Origin of the sequence: Trichocoleus sp. ST-U1 (assembly GCF_039961835.1) — a bacterium.
Taxonomy (GTDB): domain Bacteria; phylum Cyanobacteriota; class Cyanobacteriia; order Cyanobacteriales; family FACHB-T130; genus FACHB-T130.
Genome location: NZ_JAMPJZ010000028.1, coordinates 17,590 through 34,753 on the forward strand (window position 1 = coordinate 17,590; position 17,164 = coordinate 34,753).

17 protein-coding genes and 1 pseudogene are annotated in these 17,164 nt (G+C 44.7%); 8 read left to right on the forward strand and 10 right to left on the reverse strand.

The window, feature by feature from the left end; all coding sequences use genetic code 11:
* Positions 1 to 266 precede the first annotated feature (266 nt).
* Together NDA06_RS12450 and NDA06_RS12455 are read left to right on the forward strand one after the other, a co-directional pair.
* Positions 267 to 1,274, forward strand: a complete 1,008-nt coding sequence (locus NDA06_RS12450; protein ID WP_190986046.1) for a hypothetical protein — start codon at positions 267 to 269, stop codon at positions 1,272 to 1,274.
* A gap of 56 nt (positions 1,275 to 1,330) precedes the next feature.
* Positions 1,331 to 2,407, forward strand: a complete 1,077-nt coding sequence (locus NDA06_RS12455; RefSeq protein WP_190427690.1) for a hypothetical protein — start codon at positions 1,331 to 1,333, stop codon at positions 2,405 to 2,407.
* Positions 2,408 to 2,529: 122 nt separating this feature from the next.
* Here the strand turns inward: NDA06_RS12455 and NDA06_RS12460 are convergent, their stop codons facing one another.
* From NDA06_RS12460 to NDA06_RS12470, 3 genes are read right to left on the reverse strand one after another with little or no spacing between them, the layout of a single operon-like run.
* Entirely contained in the window at positions 2,530 to 3,060 is a 531-nt protein-coding gene (locus tag NDA06_RS12460) for an isochorismatase family cysteine hydrolase (RefSeq protein ID WP_190427689.1), read from the reverse strand.
* Between the two features lie 33 nt (positions 3,061 to 3,093).
* Positions 3,094 to 3,300 carry a hypothetical protein gene (locus tag NDA06_RS12465; RefSeq protein WP_190986045.1) on the reverse strand — a complete coding sequence of 69 codons (207 nt, stop codon included), beginning with the start codon at positions 3,298 to 3,300 and terminating at the stop codon, positions 3,094 to 3,096.
* 26 nt (positions 3,301 to 3,326) lie between these two features.
* The gene (locus tag NDA06_RS12470; protein WP_277878406.1) at positions 3,327 to 3,449 is read right to left on the reverse strand and encodes a hypothetical protein; all 123 of its coding nucleotides are present in this window, start codon (positions 3,447 to 3,449) and stop codon (positions 3,327 to 3,329) included.
* Between NDA06_RS12470 and NDA06_RS12475 the strand changes: the two genes are divergently transcribed.
* Both NDA06_RS12475 and NDA06_RS12480 read left to right on the forward strand, forming a co-directional pair.
* Entirely contained in the window at positions 3,448 to 4,038 is a 591-nt protein-coding gene (locus NDA06_RS12475) for a Crp/Fnr family transcriptional regulator (protein ID WP_190415949.1), read from the forward strand. The two genes, NDA06_RS12470 and NDA06_RS12475, sit on opposite strands and share 2 nt — an antisense overlap.
* 85 nt (positions 4,039 to 4,123) lie before the next feature.
* A pseudogene (locus NDA06_RS12480) lies at positions 4,124 to 4,315 on the forward strand (DUF202 domain-containing protein); the annotation flags it as partial.
* A gap of 46 nt (positions 4,316 to 4,361) precedes the next feature.
* Here the strand turns inward: NDA06_RS12480 and NDA06_RS12485 are convergent.
* The 4 genes from NDA06_RS12485 to cysK all read right to left on the reverse strand — a co-directional run bounded on the left by NDA06_RS12485 (position 4,362) and on the right by cysK (position 7,853).
* Positions 4,362 to 5,378: a sulfate/molybdate ABC transporter ATP-binding protein gene (locus NDA06_RS12485; RefSeq protein WP_190986044.1), complete on the reverse strand. Its 1,017-nt coding sequence runs from the start codon at positions 5,376 to 5,378 to the stop codon at positions 4,362 to 4,364.
* A gap of 579 nt (positions 5,379 to 5,957) precedes the next feature.
* A complete protein-coding gene (locus NDA06_RS12490) occupies positions 5,958 to 6,485 on the reverse strand; it encodes an MgtC/SapB family protein (RefSeq protein ID WP_190427721.1) in 528 nt (175 codons plus the stop codon).
* Positions 6,486 to 6,661: 176 nt separating this feature from the next.
* The gene (locus NDA06_RS12495) at positions 6,662 to 6,790 is read right to left on the reverse strand and encodes a hypothetical protein (RefSeq protein ID WP_277878405.1); all 129 of its coding nucleotides are present in this window, start codon (positions 6,788 to 6,790) and stop codon (positions 6,662 to 6,664) included.
* Positions 6,791 to 6,890: 100 nt separating this feature from the next.
* Positions 6,891 to 7,853 carry a cysteine synthase A gene (gene cysK, locus NDA06_RS12500; protein WP_190986043.1) on the reverse strand — a complete coding sequence of 321 codons (963 nt, stop codon included), beginning with the start codon at positions 7,851 to 7,853 and terminating at the stop codon, positions 6,891 to 6,893.
* A gap of 32 nt (positions 7,854 to 7,885) precedes the next feature.
* Here cysK and NDA06_RS12505 point away from each other — a divergent pair, with 32 nt between their 5' ends.
* Entirely contained in the window at positions 7,886 to 8,014 is a 129-nt protein-coding gene (locus NDA06_RS12505; protein WP_277877696.1) for a hypothetical protein, read from the forward strand.
* Positions 8,015 to 8,025: 11 nt separating this feature from the next.
* Here the strand turns inward: NDA06_RS12505 and NDA06_RS12510 are convergent, their stop codons facing one another.
* A complete protein-coding gene (locus NDA06_RS12510) occupies positions 8,026 to 8,313 on the reverse strand; it encodes an Rrf2 family transcriptional regulator (RefSeq protein ID WP_347277038.1) in 288 nt (95 codons plus the stop codon).
* A gap of 215 nt (positions 8,314 to 8,528) precedes the next feature.
* On the opposite strand from NDA06_RS12510, the gene cysE reads away from it, so the two are divergent.
* On the forward strand, positions 8,529 to 9,263 hold the full coding sequence (gene cysE / locus NDA06_RS12515) for a serine O-acetyltransferase (protein WP_190415958.1): 735 nt from the start codon (positions 8,529 to 8,531) through the stop codon (positions 9,261 to 9,263).
* 77 nt (positions 9,264 to 9,340) lie between these two features.
* On the opposite strand, the gene NDA06_RS12520 is transcribed toward cysE, so the two are convergent.
* Both NDA06_RS12520 and NDA06_RS12525 read right to left on the reverse strand, forming a co-directional pair.
* Entirely contained in the window at positions 9,341 to 12,826 is a 3,486-nt protein-coding gene (locus tag NDA06_RS12520) for a GAF domain-containing protein (RefSeq protein WP_190986042.1), read from the reverse strand.
* 151 nt (positions 12,827 to 12,977) lie between these two features.
* On the reverse strand, positions 12,978 to 14,987 hold the full coding sequence (locus NDA06_RS12525; protein ID WP_190986041.1) for an AAA-like domain-containing protein: 2,010 nt from the start codon (positions 14,985 to 14,987) through the stop codon (positions 12,978 to 12,980).
* A 596-nt stretch (positions 14,988 to 15,583) separates the two neighbouring features.
* Between NDA06_RS12525 and NDA06_RS12530 the strand changes: the two genes are divergently transcribed.
* The gene (locus NDA06_RS12530) at positions 15,584 to 15,811 is read left to right on the forward strand and encodes a hypothetical protein (protein WP_190986040.1); all 228 of its coding nucleotides are present in this window, start codon (positions 15,584 to 15,586) and stop codon (positions 15,809 to 15,811) included.
* A gap of 426 nt (positions 15,812 to 16,237) precedes the next feature.
* The gene (locus NDA06_RS12535; RefSeq protein WP_190415962.1) at positions 16,238 to 17,068 is read left to right on the forward strand and encodes an Npun_R2479 family HD domain-containing metalloprotein; all 831 of its coding nucleotides are present in this window, start codon (positions 16,238 to 16,240) and stop codon (positions 17,066 to 17,068) included.
* Positions 17,069 to 17,164 lie beyond the last annotated feature (96 nt).

Consider the following 17,164-nt stretch of genomic DNA (forward strand, 5'->3'; position numbering starts at 1 on the left):
TCGTTCCCCGGTGCAGAGGTACGGCATTGCCGTGCCTGCTGAAATGTTGGCATGGGCGACTACCTACTCAAGCCATCTATAAGCAGTAACTTTTTATACACCTGTTTCCCGGCGTATTTTCCCTTGACAATGCCATAATTCCTTGAGTATATTGCACTAGTAGTAGAACATTTGTTCTATTTAAAGGCTGTGTTCCTGGTTAGATTGCGACACTCTGCTGTAGGAAATTCACCTACGACGGAGCAACTTTTTTATGGAGAAAAAGCATGAATAAAGTGGCATCCAAAGACAGCAAAGAACAGATTCTAGAAGCCTTCAAACAACTGATTGCAGACAAGAAAAGAATCGAGTCAAAAATCGCGACTAAGGAACAAGAAGCAGAAAAAGAAAAGAACAAAGAAGTTCTTCAAGCAGCTTCTACTTATACCATCGATAGTATTGTCAAAGGTCTAGCCGATCTGCAATTAGAGTTTGGCGGAATTGTTTTTGGACTCTCCGCAAAATTAACGGGTGAAACTTCAAAGTTAGACGAACTAAAACGGGCGCTAGACATTGAAACGCAGCATTTGCAAGAACTTCAGCAAATCAGAGTAGTAGCAGATGCGCTGCACATCTTAACGCAAGGACACCAAGAAAACCTAAAATCCCTTGAACAAAAAATAGCCAGCGAACGGGAAGCACTGGAAAAACAACAGTCTACCATCCGCAAATCTTGGCAAAAAGAACAGGAAGAATTTGAAACGACACTCCAAGAACAAAATGCTCTATTAACTGCCGAACGCCAGCGGGAAGTTGAAGAATATCAATACGATTTAGAACGTACTCGGAAAATAGAGACAGATGAGTACGAAGAAATTAAGCGAAACTTGGAACGGGAATTGCAACAATCTGAAAAAGAGAAAGAAAAACAGTGGTCAGAGCGAGAAAACAGTCTGACAAAGCGTCAAGCAGAATTTACGGAGCATCAAAAGAAAATAGAAGGATTTCCTAAAGAATTGGAGGACGCTGTTAAAAAAGCCAGAGAAGAGGCAATTAAAGACGTTCACCAAGACGCTAAAGTGCAAGCTGATTTGTATGAAAAAGAGTGGGAAGCGACTAAACAAGCGAATGAATTTAAAATTCAATCCCTAGAGCAGACAATTCAAAAACAATCTGAACAAATAACAGAAATGACTGCTCAACTTCAAGCTGCCTTGAAGCAAGCACAAGATATTGCCATGAGAGCCTTTGACAACTCCTCCGCTAAATTAACAGGCACGGAAAAGAGAAATTAGAAATTCGCTTTTATCTGGCTCCATAAATAGCGGTTCTCAAAAATAGGAGATTATCAATGGCAAGAAAACCCAACGACAAAAACACCAAGGCTGAAATCTTAGCGGCGTATGAGGAATTAAGTAAAGAGAAAGCAGCGCTAGATTCGCAACTGAAGCAACTGAATCAAAGTAAACCACCAGCGATTAAAGACAAACAACCATTGGAATCGAGGATAACAATGAATCAGGCTGCTGCGGATCAACAAAAAATGGAGCGGGTAATTGAAAGTCTGGCAAAGCTGCAATTAGGATTCGGGAGTGCTGTCAGCGAGTTGTCAGAGAAACTGACATTAGAAGCTTCTAAGCTACAAGAACTCAGGGGTTCAGTCGCCACAGAGGTTAAACAATTAGAAGAACTACATAATTTAGAAATCGCAGAAGGAATGTTGGATACGCTCATCCAACAGTATGAAGAAAGTTCCAAAACTTTTGAAGAGGAACTTAGCCAAAGACGTGAAAATTTAGAACAAGAAACACTAGAGCAAAAAAACGCTTGGTTCAAAGAGCAAGAAGAACGTAAACGCTCGATTAAGGAGCGCAATGAAACGCAAGCTAAAACGCGCCAGCGGGATGCTAAAGAGTATAAGTACGATCTAGAACTTCAACGCAACATCAACCAGGACGAGTACGATCAAACCAAGAAAGGTTTGTATAAGCATCTGGAAGAATTCCAACAAGAAAAGGAAAAACAGTGGGATGAGCGGGAGAAAGCGATCGCTGAACGAGAAAAACAATATGATGAGGCGAAAGCTAAGGTAGAAGTATTTCCTAAGGAACTGGAAGCGGCTATCAAAAAAGCCAAGGAAGAAGGCAAAGGCATTGCCCATTACCAAACCAAAATTAAGTCTGATTTGTATGCTAAAGATGTGGAAATGCAAAAGCGTTTGCACGAACAGAGAATTCAGTCGTTAGAGGAGACGATTCGCAATCAGGATGCGCGAATTCTCAGTCTCTCGAAACAACTCGATTCAGCCCTCAAGCAGGTTCAGGATCTGGCTGTTAAAGCGATTGAAGGGGCATCAAATGCTAGTTCCTATCAGTCATTGAAAGAAATCACGCTGGAGCAAGCGAAAACCCTCCAGAAAAACAAATAAGATGATTCGTTCGGTTGCATAGATTGTAGAGACGCGAAGCGGTGCTGCTTCGCGTCTCTCGCGTCTCTATAGAGGGAAAATTCTCGCGTCTTTTTACTAACCGAACTATTTATCTGCTGCTTCTACGGCGCAGCTAGCATGCCTCCTCCAAGACCCGCATCGTGCAACCGTTGGGCACCAATATTGCGGCTGAGTACCGCTAGTCCCGCCAAATGCGCTTGCAAACCGGCTGTACTGGCGCAGCAATCAGTCAGTACAAGTGGTTCAATGCCGATATCGAACAGATCCATTGCAATCTTCAACACGCACATATCGGTATCGATACCGACGACAGAAATCCGCTCAATCGAATTTTCGCGCAGGTAGTTCACCAGTTTGTCTGGCATTCCGCACAGTCCCGACTTTGAGAACACAAGTTCTGGTTTGGCAAAGGATTCGAGTTCCGAGACAAGGCTTGTTTCTGCGTCGCTATCGCAGCCGTGCCAGTTCAGAAAGCGATAGTACGGTCCGTCGGACACATTGATAAAGCGTGTAAACAGAATTGGCGCGTACTCGTGACGCTGGAGAAGGCGGACAACACGCTCCGGGATATGATGCGTGAAGTCGTTGATAAAACCAGATTGCACATCGACGATGAGTAATGGCTCGGACATCTAAACGCTTCCCTTCAACAGCCTTGCTTTCTACTATGAGCCGATTATCTCGTAACTGCCCCCTGTAGCCGCATCGTACATTAGAGCGATCGCGTCATCATCTTTTGACTGCACAGCTTTTGACTGCACAGAGTCAATCAATACAATTGCACCCAAATAATCGGGCAATTCCAGCGAGTCAAGCAATTCTTGTTCGCATACCGTGCTATCAATTGCCGCACAATTTCGGGAATGCGACAATTTTGTTTTTTTTATCCACAGTTTTCCTAGCGGAATATAGTATATTTGGGTGAAACCTCTTCAACGCATCCCCGCAACCAGCGTTCGGCAACCGTAATTGCGATCGCTCTGGATTTTCGTAGCTGTTTTAAAATTGGATGACTATCCATGACTGCTTCCCCGTTTTTATTACCTAGCTCTGCTCACCTGAAGCGACGTACATTTTCTCGGCGCTCTCTATTACCCTTAGAGCAGAATTATCTCTGGCAAATTGAGACTGGGGTAGTTCGCACCGTAACCTGGCTCGAAGACGGCACAACCATCACGCTCGGTTTATGGGGACCAGGAGATATTGTTGGCAGAGTGCTATCCAAGGCTAACCCTTATCAAATTGAATGCCTAACGCTGGTAGAGGTAAAAGTTCTGCCGGTTAGCAAGTGTCACGAAGCCACCGAGTCTATGATTCTGCATATTCAGCAATTTCAAGAATTCATAGAGATTCTGCATTGCAAATCGGTGGACGCTTCCCTCCTGCGACTGTTAACTTGGCTGGCGAAAAGGTTTGGGCGTGAAATCGAGCAAGGAAAACAGATCGATTTGCGCTTGACACACCAGGAAATTGCCGAACTCATCGGTTCTACCAGAGTCACGGTGACGCGACTGCTCAATGAATTTGAGAAGCGGGGAATTATTCAGCGCCTGCCTCATCGCTTCATTGTTCTGCAAGAGCAACAGCCATTCTGGCACTACGAAATTTAATCCGATTAAACTACATCCCTTTGAGGGGTATAGAGCGTGAATGGTGAGCGATACAAAAAGTAAAGAACGGTAGAATTCATCGCGGGTGCGCGATCGCTTGGCAAACGAGCGCACCTATCTGGGGTGGATGCGGACAGCGATCGCTTTGATGGGTTTTGGCGTCGTCATCGTCCGCCTTCGCAACTTCTTTCCGCCCCAGGCGCACCGTCCAGGCAATGGCTGGAAGTTGGGTTTAGTCTTCTCTCTAGTGGGTCTGGTAACGGTGCTACTTTGTACTTGAGTCATTGCAGCACCTAACAGTAACGTTGTTTCTACTTAATTGCTCAATTTAAAGAGTATGCGGGGAAGGTCTTGGCGTGTTGGGGTTTGACATAAACTAGCTGCTGGGGTTGCAGTTGCAACTGGTTTAAGCGATCGCGCGTAATATAAGCTGTGACTTCCTGACCATCCTTAAAACGCAACTCAATTTGAACTTCCCAACCTAGATGCACGATGCGGTTGACCTTGGCTGGGGCAGCATTTTCTTCAGGCACCGTATGGATCGCGACATCGTGGGGACGCAAAAACACATGAGAAGTTGGCGACTCCAAGTTCGACAAGCGAAAAATACCAGCAGAACTTGGTAGAACATTCACTGGACCAACGAAACTCATCACAAACGGGGTTGCTGGATGGTCATAAATCTCTGCGGCAGTCCCGACCTGTTCCACCCGACCTTTGTTAAACACCACAATTTGATCGGCAAGTTCCATTGCTTCTTCTTGGTCGTGGGTAACAAACACAGTGGTGACATTCACTCGTTCGTGTAACTGTCGCAACGAAGCTCGCAATTCTTTCCGCACTTTCGCATCCAACGCTCCAAACGGCTCATCCAACAGCAAGACTTCAGGATCGACAGCCAAAGTTCTCGCCAAAGCCACCCGTTGCCGCTGTCCCCCAGAAAGCTGAGAGGGGTAGCGATCGCCAAAGCCATTGAGCTGCACCAAGTCTAAAAGTTCCTCTACTCGGTGTCGAATCCTGACTTTGGGCGCTTTGCGTAACTCTAGACTAAAGGCAATGTTTTGGCGAACAGTCATGTGTTTAAACAGCGCATAGTGCTGAAACACAAAGCCGATGCCGCGCGATCGCACGCTTTGCTGGGTCACGTCCCGATCGGCGATTCTGATTCTACCGCTGTCTGGAGTCTCTAAACCTGCAATCAGCCGTAATAAAGTGGATTTCCCCGATCCAGAAGGTCCCAAAAGCGCCACTAAAGAGCCACTTTTAATATCTAAATTGACCCCTGAAACCGCCTGAAAAGAGCCAAATCGTTTCGATACGTCTTCAATCAAAATACTCATAGCGACTGTTTCCCAATTTTCTTAACGTGCGGGTTTCCTTGACAAAAAACCGAATTAGGTTAGATGAATCCCTTGAATCTACGGTTTATCGCTCAACTTACTGTACATTTAATACCATAAAACTGAGAACACTTCTACCTGAAGGATGAGGGTGGCTGGTTCGATGAGGAACTCCGTCGGGAAGATCGCTCACGAGAACGTCGCTCACGCTTTGATTTCAAGGCACTGAGGGGCGAGGAGATGCCATACACACGCACTCTTTTCTAATTCCTAAGTGCTGTAAGATTTAGGCAATTCAATCTACAGTTTACGGATCAAGATTCCTTAATTTGCGGTCAAAATCTCTTCTAATTCATCTTTTCTAGGCTGGCTAAACAAACTCAGCTAAGTGCGATGAAGAAGGGAAAATCGCATCCTGACGTACCCGTAGAGATAATCAAAAGCCCAGACTACAAGAATCGCATCGCTTCACATCGAAGCCGCGCCATATCTGACCAATGTAGGCGGCAGGACGCCGGAATCTACTGCAACTGAATTTACTTTCACCCCTCGCTCTTAAAAGTCCTAAAAGCGAAGTTATTACTTCGCTGCATCTTGATTCGATGCAGCGTCTTTTTCCGGTGTTTTCGTCCGATTGTCATCGTGAAGACGAATCAAGGGAGACTTCTTGAGTTTCTTCACTCCACTAAGAACCACCAATGCAAATAGCGTTCCAATCAGACTCATTCGCCATAATCCACAGCCTGCGGCTGCTCCCAATCCAGCCGCCAACCAAATAGTTGCGGCGGAAGTTAGCCCCTTGACTTCGGCTTTTCTAAGTGTTTGATGAGATTGTTGCAGAATCATTCCCGCACCCAAGAACCCAACTCCCGTAGCAACGCCTTGGATGGTGCGACTCAGAGCATTGGAAGAAGAAAAGGTATTGTCACCATCCACCTGCAAAGGAATTATTACAAATGCGGCAGCGCCTAAGCTAACGATCATAAAAGTTCTTAAGCCAGCAGGTCTACCAGGCTGCTGGCGGTTCATGCCAATCGCACCGCCAACCAGTAGTGCAGTGGTAAGCCTAAAAGTTACACTCTGCCAATCGCTTGGGCTGAAAAACATCGAACTCATTGCTGGAACTCCCAGAACAACTAGAATACCGATCCCTCAGTCCCCCAACGTACTGATTGAAAACTGGGCTATGGTAGTCCAGTTACTTGTGACTGGCTAGGCGATATCTTCCCTATTTCATAGTAAATATGGTAATCCGCCCGATTTACTGTACTTTAAAAATCAATTTAGGTTAAGAATCGGTTAAAAGCAACCATAAAACTAAACTGGCGATCGCTCTCTCCGTTTGCAGAGAATGTAGGGGCACCTCTGGTGAGTGCCCTACCTGGAGTGATGTCACCTCCCAGAGGTGCCATGAATGTTTTTACTGCGCGATCGCAAATAAAATAAATGCGATCGCGTCTTGCATCAAAGTATTAGCACTAATGCACTGATACAACGACTCCAACCGTTGGTTTAAACCAGAACTGGATAATCCTGAATTTCCGGTTCTCGAAATAACGGTGTACTCAGATAACGTTCGCCAAAACTGGGTTGCACCATAACAATCAAACGACCTGCATTCTCTTCACGTTTAGCAATCCGAATTGCAGCACCTAAAGCAGCTCCCGCAGAGATACCCGACAACAACCCTTCTTCTCGACCCAAGCGGCGACCGTAATAAATCGACTCCTCATCCGTAACAGCAATCACTTCATCGATTAGCTCTGTTCGGAGAACTTCTGGGATGAATCCAGCACCAATCCCTTGAATTTTATGCGCTCCCGCCTGACCTCCAGAGAGAACTGGACTGCTAACTGGTTCTACAGCGATCGCTTTAAAACTCGGTTTTCGTGCCTTGATGACCTCAGCCACTCCCGTCAGCGTGCCACCTGTCCCAATTCCCGCAACCAAGAAATCTACTTCACCGTCAGTATCAGCCCAAATTTCCTCGGCTGTCGTTTCCCGATGGATTTGGGGATTAGCTGGGTTGCGAAACTGTTGCGGTACAAAAGCATTCGGAGTTGTCGCCGCAATTTGTTCGGCTCTGGCGATCGCTCCCTTCATGCCTTCAGCTCCAGGAGTCAGTTCCAGCTGGGCACCATAAGCTTTGAGCATCGCCTGCCGTTCTTGGCTCATCGTCTCTGGCATCGTCAAAATTAAGGCGTAGCCTTTCGCCGCCGCTACCATCGCCAGCGCAATGCCAGTGTTGCCAGAAGTAGGTTCAATGATAATCGTTTTTCCCGGCTTAATGAAACCAGCTTCCTCAGCAGCTTGAATCATGCTGACGCCAATGCGGTCTTTTACTGAAGCGGTCGGGTTCATCCCCTCCAACTTCGCAACAATTCGCGCTACACAGCCTTCAGATTGCGGAATCCGATTCAGCTCAACCAGAGGCGTATGACCAACTAATTCCGTGACATTATGAGCAATTCGCATCTTTACTACTCCGCCAAAGTTAGATGTAAAACATGGACTCAACTGTTGACTCTCATCCCATTTCGAGAGCAGATCCTGTAACGTCTCGCACTGCAAGACGGCGTGAAGCGATCGCCCGTGGCGAATCCTATCTGTCGGTGCTTCCTGTCAAATTTCCTTAATCGCAAAGTCTTCAAGGGTTTGCGAAGCAGTTAGACTCAAGGGTTCCAGTTTCTCTGTCCCCTCTAAACAAGCCAGCACCTGTCACACCGTAATTCGCTAGGGTTCCTCCGCCAACAAATAACCTGATGAAAGCGCCTCGTTGACTGAGGACTAAACCGCAGCGCCACAACGTCATCAACACCTGCGCTAAATAGCGGTCTGGTATTTGTTGACCGGCAGCGATGTGGTCTATTTGCAGGAAGTCTCGCGGCTTGTGGTGGCTGGCTAGTTCTAGGAGAGCCAGGAAAGCGTACCTCACCTTACAGGACAGTCCATCGCATGGGATTATCTCCAGCCAAGAACGTTTTCCACTATACTACGGTTCGCCGATAGGAATTATGCAGTTTTAGGATTGTTTTTGTAGATAGGCTATGGCATACTCCTACTTAGGAGCAAAATTACGGTATCCCTACCAAATTACGGGGGATTCAATTTGCTTGCTGTCCATCTCACACTTGAAGGGAGAAGCGCCTCTTGCTGAAAACTGCGATCGCTGATTTCCAAATAATTTTTCAGCGCGACCCAGCGGCACGCAATTGGCTGGAGGTGCTGTTCTGCTATCCAGGCTTACAGGCACTTTTCTTTCATCGGGTGGCGCACTGGCTTTATTGCCTTGGGTTTCCCTTCATTCCTCGCTTGATTTCCCACTTGGCTCGTTTCTTCACGGGAATTGAAATTCATCCGGGAGCTAAAATTGGCAAAGGCGTTTTCATCGATCACGGCATTGGCGTTGTGATTGGAGAAACTGCAATTGTGGGAGACAACGCCCTAATTTACCAAGGCGTAACGCTCGGTGGTACTGGCAAAGAAATAGGCAAACGCCACCCAACCTTAGGAGAAAATGTCGTAGTGGGAGCGGGTGCGAAGGTATTAGGAAATATTCACATTGGAAATAGCGTCCGTATCGGTGCCGGTTCCGTTGTTTTGCGGGATATTCCGTCTCATTCCACGGTAGTTGGCGTTCCGGGTCGAATTGTCCGCCGCAAAGATAATTTGGATGCTTCCGTTAACAATGAAAGTCTGCAAGATCCAGAAGCGGAAGTGATACGGGCTTTGTTTGACCGGATTCAATTTTTAGAGGAGGAAATTGAATCGTTAAAAATTCAAAGAAAGGTACCCGTTGCCATGCACGCTAGCCTTCAGAAGGCGATCATTTCAAATGCTTCTAATCGGCTGATTACGGAGTTCCTCGACGGGGCAGGCATTTAGATAATTTAAAACTTCAACACTGTTTCTTAGTAAGGCGGGATGGGGTTATTCCCAAAGTACTGAACCAACGCTTAAATTTACAATTCACTCAGGTTGTCTCGAAGCGATCGCTCTTGTTTTTTAACTGCTGCCAAAAGTTCGGCATTTTGGAGGATGACTCCAGCTTGATTATTAAAAATTTGCATATATTTTTGATCGCTGTCATCAAAACTAGCCCTAAAATATTCCGGAGCTTCCTCTTGTAGAAATGCCAACTGATCGGGACTTTCATATTCTGGAAAGTCTCCTTGCTTTCTTTTATTCACTAATTGAGTCACGCCAATCAAATCACCATCGGGACTAAAAACTGGCATACATAGTAAGCTACAAGTGCGATAACCTGTCTGAAGATCGGTTTTTTTGGCTGTCTCCGAATCTGGGCGAGAATATAAATCAAAAGGAATATTCAAAGGCTCTCCAGATTCGGCAACTTTGCCAGCATAACCTTGTCCTACTTTCACCCGCAATTCTTTTACCGAACCATCGTCAAAGGGAATCTGCGTCCACAATTCACCAGGCTTTTGATCTAAAATCCACAAAGTACTGCGGTCGGCGTTCATCAGTTTTTTGGCTGCTTCCATCACCCGCTTGAGAATTTCTTGAAGATCCAAACTGCTTTGATTCACTGAACGAGCTGCTGCCATTAATGCGGCTGCCACTCGTTGCCCTCTAGCCGTTTTATGATAAGAGCGGAAGCTTTCCAAAATCATTTGAACCATTGGGGCATTTTCCGCAAATCGTTCTTCATCTGCTTTGGTAAAGCCCTGTCGATCGATTCTTTCTGCTAAGGATGCAGTCCGGTCGCCAAATCGCTTTAATTTGTTGAGTAACTGAATAACTGCGACTAAGTTTCCCTGCTCATTTAAGAGTGGCAACGCCAACATTGTATAAGTGCGATAGCCGTTTTTTTTGTCTTGCTCTTTTGCTGCATCAGAGCGAGGATCGTCATAGAAATCGAAGGGAATATTGATAACTTCTTTGCGGGCTGCCACTTCGCCCACAATTCCTTTATTAGCAGGTATCCGAATTTCTAAAGAACCATCTCCATCGGCTTCGGCGATAATTGACCAAAATTCATGTTTGTCTTCATCTAATAAAAAGATACTCGTGCGGTCGGCACTCAAAGATTTGCCCATTTTTAGAGTAATCGAACGCAAGGTGCTATCTAAAATATCATCAAAACCCTGGTTATCCATGACACTATTAAGCATCGCCAGAGTTTGACTGACCACATTTTTTTGTTGAGATTCTGCCTCTTGTTTGACGCTGGCAAATTTCTGGGCATTTTGCAGAGCCACCCCCGCTTGAGAGTTAAAAATCTGCATATATTTTTCACTATTCCCATCAAAACTAGCCTTGAAGCATTCGGGGGCTTCGGGCCAATGATCTGGGTTATATTCTGGAAAAACACCCGGTTTCTTTTTATTCACTAATTGGGTAACACCCAGTAATTCACCATCAGGGCTGAAAACGGGCATACAGAGTAAACTACAAGTTCGATAACCCGTCTTTTGATCTGTTTTCTTAGCTGTCTCCGAATCAGGGTGATCGTACAGATCGAAGGGAATATTTAAAGTTTCTCCCGATGCAGCAACTTTGCCAGCGAAACCTTGCCCTACTTTGACTCGCAAGTCTCGAACAGAACCGTCCTCAAAAGGAATTTTGGTCCATAGTTCATTTGCCTCTCGATCTATTAGCCAAAGGGTGCTGCGATCGGCATTCATCAGTTTTTTTGCCGCATCCATGACGCGACCCAAGACTTCTTCAGAGTCAAGGCTGCTTTGAGAGAGCGATCGCGTTGCTTCTGTCAGTGCTTCTGAGGCTTGTAGTCTTTGGGTTAATTTGTAACAATACTGACATCTTTCTAGAATTCGTCGAATTGCCGGAGCATAGTCAGCAAACTGTTTTTGATCGGCTTCAGTGAAGCCGTATTTATCGATTCTTTCTGAATAACGAGCTTGTGGATTATTCGGCTGCTTTAACTTATTCAGTAATTGGACAACGGCAACTAAATCTCCCTGCTCATTTAATATTGGTAAAATTAACTCGTTGTAGGTGCGATATCCCTTATTTGTGTCTGATGTGTCCGCTTCCAACTCAACGGGATCGTCGCAAAAACTAAAGGGAGTGCTGACAAACTTTTTGAAATAAGTTAACCGTCCTTTAGTTTCTTTATTTGACAAAATTTGAAGTTCGGGATGATTTCCGTCTTCATGCCTAGCGATAATTGACCAAAGTTCACTTTTTTCTTCATCTATAAAGAAAACTGTTGTGCGATCCACACTCAGTAGTTCGCCCATTTTTAAAGTAATAGAACCTAATATTTCCGAAAGAATATCATCAAATGTTTTGCCTTCCATCACGCTAAGCATCGATAGAAGTTTTTGTTCTTGGGTAGCAACAACTTGCATGAAGTCGGCGTGCATATCCGCTAACGCCTTGTTTACCCACCTCTCGTTAAATACAGAGGCATAAATGCGGTTACATACCTTTAACTTCCCTTGCCGCTTGGCAATTACTCCTGATAGTAGTAGTTCGATTTGTTCTGGACTTTCGTCAAATGCTAATTCATCTTGTTGCAAAATTAACTGATAGAGATCTAGTAGCGCACGGCTTCGTTGTCCAATTCGGAGAATGCGATCGCGTATCGTCTTTAGATGCGGTGGTTCATCCATTGCTTCCCAACTCTCGATGATCCGCGAGCGCACTAATCTCTCAACCCAATCTGGGATTTGGCTAATGGGTAATAAGTTTTGCTCTGCTTGTTGAAGGACTAATTTACAAAGTTTTTGGGTAAGAAACGGCTGTCCTCCCGTCCAATCTAATACCGCTTTTAGCATTTCTTGAGGATTGCTAATTTTCCCGGCTAACCCCCCTGCTAAAAGCTGCGCTTCGTGTAATTGAAAGCCATATAATTCAACCGCCCGACCGATATTAAAAGGAGTCCGGTTTTTGTCTTGCATCAAATCAGAGGGACTCGCTACTCCTAGCAAGGCAAAAGTCAGACGTTCGTATTCATTGCAAGCACGAATAAACGCAAAAAAGTCATCAGTCTTAAAATTTAAGCTAAGGACGTTATCAATTTCGTCGATAAAAATAACAATTTTCTGGCTGACTGATGTTAGCAGCTCTTGTTCGATAAATTCACTCAAGCGCTGCACCGGAGGTAAAAAAGCGCGATCGCGCAACCAACTCTGTAAGTTAATCTTGTCTGAAAGCTGGAAACTCGTCACCAACCGCCGCATCACTCCGGCATACCACTGATCCGGCGTAATATCTTGGCTCCCAATTTTCGTCAAGTCTATCGCTGCACAGGCAAATCCTTCCGCTTGCAACTTGTGCATCGTTCGCACCCGCAAGCTAGTTTTCCCCATCTGTCGAGAATTCAACACATAACAAAACTCTCCCGCCTTCAACCCTTCGTAAAGGTCAAAATCTGCCTGTCGCACTACATAAGTAGGAGCATCAAGCGGTAAATGTCCACCCACTTTGTAGTTATAGGCTAAGTTTGGCTCTTGACTCATAAGGGGTTCTGATTGGGTAGAAAACACCATGCTTCTGACAAATGAGTTTTTTGTGAGTAATGAATAACTGATCTATACTTTTAGCTAACAGTTATCTAAAATTTGCCTAAGAGATAGCTCAACTATTAACTCAACTAATCCCTATTAATTTTTAGTTTTTAATTGACAAGCGATCGCTAAAATATTGCCGATATAAATCGAAGCGCGGCGTGACATAATTGCCCTGCAACTGTACCAGCCCCATACTATGCAATTTAAATGCTGGCACCGACTCTAATTCGATGGGTGTGTCCGCCATCACTACTTTAGCGAAAGCATCTGCTAACTCTGGATGTTGTTGCAGATTCCATAAATGTCTTCGCAAATGATCATCGTAAAGTCCCGCCTCTGTGGGTGCAGTTTCTAACAGTTGATCCAGCGTAATCGTTTGCTGCGCGATATGATAAAGCGCCAATCGGACTAAATAAGGATGTCCACCAACTAGCCTCATTAATTGCTCAACCTGCGTTGCATTCAAATTCAGTCCATGCCGCTGAGTTAAATCTTGCACCTGTTCCGGGCTAAAGTCCGGTAACTCAATCGGCAACCCTACATTAAACGGGGATTGATTGACATTCAGAGGGATATAAACTTCCGTTGAGTGTACCACCACCAGCCGGAGTTGTTGCCAGCGATCGCTATCGCCATTCCCATAGCCAGCTTCCTCGTACCAAGCCCGCAACAACCCAAAAAAATCGTCAGCAATTTTGGGATATTGAAAAACCCGATCCACTTCATCTAACCCTAATACTAACGGACTGTCAGATGCTGACAGCAAACAATCCTCAAAATAAATCGTGCAATTATCTTTACTACCAAAAGTATCCGTCCAATAATCATCTAATTGATGAGGAAGGCGCAGCTTTCGAGAAATTCGGGCACAAAACCACCGCAAAAGTTGATTTAAATCTGTAAAAACTGCCGTATCCGCGTGCTGAAAACTCAACGGTACCGTCCGATAACCTTGCTCGTTTGCTCGATAAAGAATCCTCGCCATCAGCGAAGTTTTCCCCATCTGTCTCGGTGCCTTGATCCGAATCAAAGCGCCTGGTTGCAAAATCTCCTTGTAACACTGAGTTTCATAAGGAACTCGCTCTACATAAAACGCAGAAGCCAGACGCACCTGACCATTGGGTAACTCTGGTTCTGCTACTGGCAGGGGTGCATCTGAAGAATGCAGGATGACGGATGTCCCTTCATCCTCCTGGGAAATTAAAGGAGTTAGGCTTTCAGGCTTCTCTAGAGATGAATCGATTGATTCCTCAGGTATCCCCACGGATATCCTAGTTAAATCTGCCTCTACAACGCCGGACTCCACGCTTCTTGCCAGTAAACTCAGAATTTTTTGCACAATACTTGGAGTGTCAGCAGGCGAGTTCCACTCAAATTGTTCATTTCCATCAAGATAGCTGCGTAAATCGTGATTTAGCGGAGTATTCGAGGGACAATTAACGCGAATTGTTAGCACGGCTGGCTTATTCTGAATAGAGCGCAATTCCTTCGCTCGTCGCAACTCCTCGATCGCCATTTCACTTACCGCCGTTTGGGGAGAAATTAGCAGCAAAAAGTAGTCGCATTGCTGTAACTCTGTATCAATTTGAGAAAGAAGAGGCGGCGCTGACCATCCGATTTTTTCTGAGGAATGTCTCTGACCCTCGCCTTTCTGGACATCCCTTGTAGGTGCGCCTACACTCGCCATAAAGGCTGTGTATCCAGAAGCATTCAGGGTTTCGTAAAATTGAGTTGCTAGTCCCCTATCTGGCTCCTGTGCGCGGTGCGAGATAAAAATTCTCTTCGTAAATACTTCTACCTCTTTTTGGGAATGGTTCTGGTTCCCGTTCGGTGGTAGTTCTGCTGAGTGCGACTCCTGCTTCTGAGCGCGTTCTATTGCCCCTTTGAAATTTTTTTTGCTAACTCTTTCCCCCAAAACGGTCGAAAGCTTTTTCCATAATTTATAGCCAACATCTTTTTCTACATATTGAGGATTTAAAGGATAAATATCTTCATAAGTTTTTCCTTCCCAAGATCCTAGAAATACTTCCCTTTCAAGATCGTTTAAGTGCTTTCCTGTTTTAACAAAAATTAAATTGTCTATAAAACTTAATGCTTCGTTAATTTCCATGTTTGCTTGAAAGGGCTATTTGATATATGACAATTCTAGGTGTTCAGAAAATTTTTTTATCGTTTTTTTGCTCTAGCGAAGAAAGTGTATAGCTCAATTAAGGCTAGTGCGTCCTTAGCGGTTCCTTAAAAACAGATTGAAAATCGAGCAAATTTGCTATATTTAACATTTAATAAATTTTGCAACCTGATTCACATAGGAAGGTTCATTTTAAGAGATGGATCGATTAAATTTACATAGCGTTCTCACCTCTTGCCAATGAAAATCTTGATCAGTCTTTATCTGAAAATAGAAACTGATGGAATCAAGGGCCTATTTAAAATTGCACCTTGCGTATATTTGATAACTTTTTATAAGTGCAACCAAACAGTAAGCCTAGGATTACTTCCTATTATAAAAATGTAGCTGCCACAGCCCGTCGATGGCAATAAAGCGGACAAAACTCCCCTGAGCCAGGGACTCCTTCTTTCTAAGCTCTAAGGGAATCCTGATGGCTGAGTCTAAAGCGTGACGGTCTCCTGCTATTAATCTTCTTACACCTATTAGAGAATGTCTGAAAAGTCCTAATTGAGACGCTTAAACGGTAGAGATATCCCTTGCATCCCCGCGAAGCAGCGCGGATGCGCGATCGCGCATCCCTTTCCCACATCCGCGCCGCTACACGAACGCTAACGCTAGAAAAAAGGGCAACTTTTGACACTTCTCAGAAATCCTATTGGCTTTACTGGCACTATACTGGCGATTTTCTCTTTCTCCTCCTTGTTACTAGAGTAGCGGTCCTCCCATCGCAGCAATTCGTCGGCTGTGTTGCAGGCAATTACTGAAATGGTATTACACCACCTTAAGAAACCCTGGGAAGGTGCAAGCAAAAACAATCTCCTATAGCAGATAACAGAGGAAAGACTGGAGATTTCCTGAACTTTCCTGGGGTTTCCTGAATTAATTAGGTCTGATGTGTAACAGGGGTTAGCCAAACTGAATGCTCTCGCGTCTTCAGTTTTGCTGTAGCCTGAAAAACACTCAGAACTTCTGAGCTTTCCTGGTTGCGGTCTGCATAAAGGTAAGTGAAACTACTGATAGAAGTAGCAAGTAAGCGTGTTTTAATTTAGAAAATGAATAAAATTAAACGCCCTAGAAGAGTAGTTTTAGGCCAATCAGTAGACGCTTCAAAATTTTAATCAATTTATAACAATTGATTTTCTTTAATTGAATTTTCTAAATGCGCTCTCAATTTTATCAGGGGACTAGAGATGTTTAATCCCACAATGGTGATGATCGATACCTTCGTTGAACGCCTGCGAGCTGCCTATTGCCGCACTTACGGCGGTCTTAAACCAGACTACCCTGATATCATCGTCTGGGCTGGAAACATGGCTCTGGAAAATATTGCTAACAGCGACGCCCTTTATCACAACGTCGAACACACCATCTTTGTCACCTTAGTGGGACAAGCAATTCTGCGGGGCAAACATATCCGCTTTGGGGGAGTTTATTGCGAAGATTGGTTGCACTGTATCATTTCTTTGTTGTGCCATGATATTGGCTACGTCAAAGGAGTTTGCCTGCAAGATCGACCCAGTGAAAGGGTGTATGCCACAGGTATTGACAACTTGCTCATTTCGCTGCCAACTGGATTAACCGATGCCAGCCTTACACCTTATCATGTAGATCGCGGAAAACTGTTTATTGAGGAGCGTTTTGGCGGTCACAAACTGATAGATACAGAAACGATCAAGAAGAATATTGAGTTAACTCGTTTTCCTGTGCCAGCCGATGCAGATCATCAAGATACTAATAACTTTCCAGGCTTAATTCGCGCCGCCGATTTAATTGGTCAACTTAGCGATCCGCGCTACTTGCAAAAAATTAGTGGATTGTTCTACGAATTTGAAGAAACCGGGGTGAATAAAACATTGGGTTACAAAACTCCCGGAGATTTGCGAAGAAACTACCCGAAGTTTTACTGGAATGTCGTTTATCCTTACATCCAGGATGGATTACGCTACTTAGAGCTGACGCAAGAGGGAAAGCAGATATTAGCAAACCTCTATGCCAATATATTTGTGGTAGAACACGAATAGATTTCATGCCCAAAATTAATGCTCAAAGTTTAGCATTGCTGACAATTGAAATTGTGTAGGGGTACCTCTTGTGGATGTCCCTACAAAATTGTCTTC

Excerpts from the sequence above, each read along its gene's own strand:
- NDA06_RS12450 (WP_190986046.1), top strand. The coding sequence starts at position 267 with ATGAATAAAGTGGCATCCAAAGACAGCAAAGAACAGATTCTAGAAGCC.
- NDA06_RS12455 (WP_190427690.1), top strand. The coding sequence starts at position 1,331 with ATGGCAAGAAAACCCAACGACAAAAACACCAAGGCTGAAATCTTAGCG.
- NDA06_RS12460 (WP_190427689.1), bottom strand. The coding sequence starts at position 3,060 with ATGTCCGAGCCATTACTCATCGTCGATGTGCAATCTGGTTTTATCAAC.
- NDA06_RS12475 (WP_190415949.1), top strand. The coding sequence starts at position 3,448 with ATGACTGCTTCCCCGTTTTTATTACCTAGCTCTGCTCACCTGAAGCGA.
- NDA06_RS12470 (WP_277878406.1), bottom strand. The coding sequence starts at position 3,449 with ATGGATAGTCATCCAATTTTAAAACAGCTACGAAAATCCAGAGCGATC.
- NDA06_RS12485 (WP_190986044.1), bottom strand. The coding sequence starts at position 5,378 with ATGAGTATTTTGATTGAAGACGTATCGAAACGATTTGGCTCTTTTCAG.
- NDA06_RS12490 (WP_190427721.1), bottom strand. The coding sequence starts at position 6,485 with ATGTTTTTCAGCCCAAGCGATTGGCAGAGTGTAACTTTTAGGCTTACC.
- NDA06_RS12495 (WP_277878405.1), bottom strand. The coding sequence starts at position 6,790 with ATGGCACCTCTGGGAGGTGACATCACTCCAGGTAGGGCACTCACCAGA.
- cysK (WP_190986043.1), bottom strand. The coding sequence starts at position 7,853 with ATGCGAATTGCTCATAATGTCACGGAATTAGTTGGTCATACGCCTCTG.
- NDA06_RS12505 (WP_277877696.1), top strand. The coding sequence starts at position 7,886 with ATGGACTCAACTGTTGACTCTCATCCCATTTCGAGAGCAGATCCTGTA.
- NDA06_RS12520 (WP_190986042.1), bottom strand. The coding sequence starts at position 12,826 with ATGAGTCAAGAGCCAAACTTAGCCTATAACTACAAAGTGGGTGGACAT.
- NDA06_RS12525 (WP_190986041.1), bottom strand. The coding sequence starts at position 14,987 with ATGGAAATTAACGAAGCATTAAGTTTTATAGACAATTTAATTTTTGTT.
- NDA06_RS12535 (WP_190415962.1), top strand. The coding sequence starts at position 16,238 with ATGTTTAATCCCACAATGGTGATGATCGATACCTTCGTTGAACGCCTG.